This is a genomic window from Chthoniobacterales bacterium (genome assembly GCA_018883245.1).
Lineage (GTDB): Bacteria > Verrucomicrobiota > Verrucomicrobiia > Chthoniobacterales > JACTMZ01 > JACTMZ01.
This window is the reverse complement of record VEQL01000074.1, coordinates 1-4,432: the sequence shown is the minus strand read 5'-3', so window position 1 is coordinate 4,432 and position 4,432 is coordinate 1. Positions and strand designations below refer to the sequence as shown.

The 4,432-nt window shown below is 61.5% G+C and carries 4 protein-coding genes; 2 read left to right on the top strand and 2 right to left on the bottom strand.

The window, feature by feature from the left end; genetic code table 11:
* The first annotated feature begins 241 nt into the window (after positions 1-241).
* Both FGM15_13475 and FGM15_13470 read left to right on the top strand, forming a co-directional pair.
* On the top strand, positions 242-1,255 hold the full coding sequence (locus tag FGM15_13475; GenBank protein MBU3666868.1) for a helix-turn-helix transcriptional regulator: 1,014 nt from the start codon (positions 242-244) through the stop codon (positions 1,253-1,255).
* Positions 1,248-2,894, top strand: coding sequence for a diguanylate cyclase (locus FGM15_13470; protein MBU3666867.1), 1,647 nt, complete (start codon positions 1,248-1,250; stop codon positions 2,892-2,894). Before FGM15_13475 ends, FGM15_13470 begins: the two co-directional genes overlap by 8 nt.
* A 115-nt stretch (positions 2,895-3,009) precedes the next feature.
* Here the strand turns inward: FGM15_13470 and FGM15_13465 are convergent, their stop codons facing one another.
* Positions 3,010-3,591, bottom strand: coding sequence for an IS630 family transposase (locus tag FGM15_13465; GenBank protein ID MBU3666866.1), 582 nt, complete (start codon positions 3,589-3,591; stop codon positions 3,010-3,012).
* A complete protein-coding gene (locus FGM15_13460) occupies positions 3,527-4,051 on the bottom strand; it encodes a transposase (GenBank protein ID MBU3666865.1) in 525 nt (174 codons plus the stop codon). Before FGM15_13460 ends, FGM15_13465 begins: the two co-directional genes overlap by 65 nt.
* Positions 4,052-4,432 lie beyond the last annotated feature (381 nt).

The window sequence follows — 4,432 nt, the reverse complement described above, 5'->3', positions numbered from 1 at the left end:
ACCGAAGTGTCGCGCGCGAATGTGGTAGCGCTCGGCCAAGCGCGTGAGTGTTTGCCAGTGAATGCGATCGAGAACCTGCGTGAGAACGTAGCGGCCGGAGTTCATGGCCGACCATGCTGCCAATCGCCGCGTTTGGCCTCAAATCCCTCACACTCATTTTGCCGCGCAACTTCCTCATCTTGAAGAACTCAAACAAAATGATACCTCATTTAACCGGACAGGCGTGATAAATTCCATATAAATGAACCGCAAACGCCCCAAAAGCGTTTCGGAAGTTACGAAACCAGCCCCTCCCCTTCTGCGGAGCTTGCCGTGTTATCACTTCGATTCCGCGGCCGACGGGGAGCAGAAAGGCCCGCAGGTCGCCCGCACCTTCAAGATGAGGGGTCGTGTGCGCAACGTGCTCGCGAAGCTTACGCTACCGCAGGGCGTCCTCGTCGCGGCGGCAGTGGCGGGCGAATCTTCCTTCGATCTCGAAATCGACCGCGAGATCTTCATGTGCCGGTTCAGCATCGACGGACACACGCGCTACGAATCCGAGGGACAGACTCTCTGTGACGAAGCGCACTTGCTCCTTTGTCCCGGCGCGCATGTGCACGCGGCCGTTCAGGATGCCGCCATTCTGCTTGTAGCCATGAAGCAAAGCGCCGTCGCCCGCGCCTTGGGTGCCGACTGCGCGCCACCGGTCGGCGTGAAAGCGCTGGGCAGGAAGCACGGGGCGCATCTGCGCGAACTGGCTTTCGCCGCGGCGCACGAGGCCGAACAAACGGCCGGAGACCTTCGCGCGGTTTTCCTGCGCAATTTCCAGAACATGTTCGCATGCGCGTTGGGTGCGGCGCTCATGGAGTTCGCACCGGGTTTCCGCCGTCCCGATCCGATGATCGGTCGCCGCAAGGTGAGCGAACTTCGCGATTGGGCCACGCTCGATCATCCGGAACCCGTCACCGTGGGCGACCTTGCGGCGCGATGCGGACTCGGACTGCGCGCCTTGCAGAAAAATTTCCTCCTGCACTTCGACACCGCACCGCTCGCTTACCTTCGCGACCTGCGGCTGCAAAAAGCACGGCGTCTGCTGCAGCAAGAGAACACAAGGCACTCCGTGACCAGCGCCGCGCTGGAAGCGGGATTCGCGCACCTCGGACGCTTCGCCGCGGATTACCGCAGGAAATTCGGCGAATCGCCCTGCGAAACCCGGCGCACGTCCGCAGCATTCGGCGAAGAAAAGGGAGAGAGTCCCGGCGACCGCCATGAATAGGACGTATCCAACTGGGCAAAAAACCCCACAGATCCGCACCCGGGGAAAATCATATTCTTTACAACCCGATGACCTCCGCGACCACGAACGAACTGCGCGATTTGCATGCGGCGCGCTTTGCCGAGATGGCGGCGCTTCGCGAAGCGCTGGCCGGCGGCGCCGAGCACAACGAAACCCGCGCCGCCTTGGCCGGACGCATGCGCGAGCACGCGTCGGAGATTTTGCGTCTGCGAATGATGCTGGCCACCTCCCCCGAATGACCACGATGAAGCACACCGGAAATCCGCACCCCTCCGCCTCCGCGCCTCCGGGAGACGCGGCGCGCGAGACGCTGGCCTCCCCCCGCGCCATCCTCGACGCCTTGCTCGATCCGCACCTGCTGCTCGCGCCGGTGCGCGATGCCAAAGGCAAAATCGCCGATTTCAACATCGAGGAAGCCAACGGGGCCGCCGCGAAATATTATCAACTGGAACGCGAGGGCATGATCGGGCGGCGCCTGCTCGAATTGCTGCCCGCCGACAGCGCCGGCGTCCTCATGGCCATGGCGCGCGACGCCTTTGAATCGGACGAGCCGCTCGTGGCCAACAACTTCGCCTTCGCCCTCGAGATCTACGGCAACGAGCGGCGCTTCGACATACGGGCCGTGCGCATCAACGGCGTGCTCGTCTGGACCTGGCGCGATGTCACCGAACGGCATCTCGCCGCGGAGCGGCTCGGCGAATCCGAGCAGCGCTTCCGCCTGCTCGCCGAGAATTCTTCCGATGTCATCGCACGCATCCGCAACGGCGCCATCCTGTGGATTTCCCCATCGGTGAAAACCGCTTTCGGCTGGGAAGTCGATGAGTGCGTCGGCCGCAAGATCTCGGACTTCGTGGAAACGGCGGATCCGGATCAGTTGGCCGCCCATGCCGCGCGGATCGAGTCCGGCCAGCCCGTGCTCGCCCGGCAGATCGTGCGGTGCAAGGACGGATCGATTCACTGGATCGAAACGCATGCCAGCCCGTTCCGCGACGCCAACGGCAAATTCGACGGTTTCGTTGCGACCAGCCGCATCGTCGATGAGCAGGTGCGCGCCGAGCAGCAGCTCGAACACCGCGCGCGCACCGACGGCCTCACGGAGCTTCTGAATCGCAAAGAAGTGCTGAGCCGTATCGAAGCGCTGGGCGACCAAAGCCGCCGCCAAGGCCACGAACTGGGGATCCTTTTCTGCGACCTCGACCGCTTCAAGGCCATCAACGACTCGCACGGCCACGCCGCCGGCGACGAGGTTCTGCGCACCATGGCGGAGCGGTTGCGCGGATCGCTGCGCACGAGCGACGACCTTGCCGCGCGTATCGGCGGCGACGAACTGCTCGTCGTCCTCCACGGGGTGCATGACCTCGAGAACGCGGCAGCCATTGCCGAGAAACTGCGCCGCGCCGCGTCGGAACCGATCGAGACCTGCGCCGGGAAAGTCAGCGCCACGCTCAGTATCGGGGTGACCCTTGCCCACCCCGGCGAAAGCACCGACTCACTCGTCGCGCGCGCCGATGCCGCGATGTATCGCGCCAAGCAAAGCGGACGCAACCAAATCGTGCGCTTCGACGGCCGCGCGGAGGACCAACCGGAAGCCGCCCGTAGCCTGTTGATACAAACCTGATGACCTCTAGCACTATGCTTCCCGATCCTGTGAAAGGCACCAAAGAGAGAATAAGGCTTGCTCGACTTTTGCGATATCAGGATATTATACACGACGCCATAAATAAATGCGCATGTTAAACTTGGCAGAGCCTGTGCAGGACAGCGGCTTTTTTCGTCCACTGGGCAAACAACTCCTCGACCGTATCCATGATGTTGCTCAGTTCCGGGAAGTAGCGGTTATGCAGACGCAGGCGACGAACCAGTTTCCAGACCCTCTCGATGGGGTTGAGTTCCGGGCTGTAGGGCGGCAGGAACAAGAGGCGAAAGCCCGGTTCTCTGGTGCGCCTCCATTCCTTGTGCATGGAGGCATGGTGATACTTGGCGTTGTCGATCATGACCGCCACCGGACGGCCGGACCGGCGGCTGACGGCGTGCAGACGCCGGAGGAAGGCCCAAGTGGTCGCCGCATCAAATTTGCCTTCCTCGCGGGAAAAGCAGAACTTGCCGTCACGCAAGCGAACCGCTCCGAAGTATCCCACGCTTTTGCGGGTGGGATGGTGGAGAACAACCGGATCTTTCATTTCCGGGGGAACCCACATGACGCCGCGGGAGCCTTGCTGCTGGAAATGGACTTCGTCAACGGCCCAGAGGTCATAGCCTGCCCGCCCCAGCCTTCGCAGTTTTTTTATATGCCCTCTGGGCCTCGGGGTCGGCATGGGCCATCAGAGGCCTCGGCTTTCGCCGGCGAAAGCCGAGTTGACGGAAGAGCCGTTGGCATTGCCTCACTTGGAGATCCACGCCAAAGCGTTTCATCACAAAGGTGGAAAGCGTCTTGCCATCCCAGACGCCTTCCTCGCCGACCCCGGCTTGCTTGGGACTCTTGCGCAGGGCCGATCCGATCACGGCCATTTGTTTTTCATCAAGTCGCCTCGGCCTGCCCGGACGATCCCCCTCGGCCAGGCCGGCGAACCCGTCGTCTTCAAAACGCCGGATCCAATTCTCCACGGTTCTCGGGGCATCACCGAGCATGGCTGCCACCCGCGGACAGCTCAGGCCTTGGGCCACAAGTAAAACCCCATGCAGGCGATGGTCGTAGCGACTCTGGTCGCAACGACGGATTTCATCATGGAGAGCGGGGATCATCGATTCTGCGTCGGAGATGCGTAGAGCTTTCATCCCGCCAGCATAACGGCCAGAGCGCAATGCGCAATTACTTATGACGCTGCGTATAGAACATGGAAAAAGTGCCTCACCCAAGCGCAGCTCCTGAAGGGATCGAGCCGGTTCATCGCTCTGCGCTACGAAGAAATCGTGAATGACCCTGACGGAACGCAGCAGCTTATTCAGGCGGCTTTCCCCTGGATCGAGCCGATCGGAAGAATGTCAACGTTTCATGAAAGGGCAAAGCCTTCTCCCGAATCCTTGAACGCTCTGGGTGGAATACGCGCTGTAGCAAAGAATCGTCTGGACTCTTGGCGAACGCATCTTCCGAGAGTTAAGGAAGAATTGCTCAACCACCCAGAAATGTTAGAATTGCTTGTCGAATGCGGATATGAA

Excerpts from the sequence above, each read along its gene's own strand:
- FGM15_13460 (MBU3666865.1), bottom strand. The coding sequence starts at position 4,051 with ATGAAAGCTCTACGCATCTCCGACGCAGAATCGATGATCCCCGCTCTC.
- FGM15_13465 (MBU3666866.1), bottom strand. The coding sequence starts at position 3,591 with ATGCCGACCCCGAGGCCCAGAGGGCATATAAAAAAACTGCGAAGGCTG.
- FGM15_13470 (MBU3666867.1), top strand. The coding sequence starts at position 1,248 with ATGAATAGGACGTATCCAACTGGGCAAAAAACCCCACAGATCCGCACC.
- FGM15_13475 (MBU3666868.1), top strand. The coding sequence starts at position 242 with ATGAACCGCAAACGCCCCAAAAGCGTTTCGGAAGTTACGAAACCAGCC.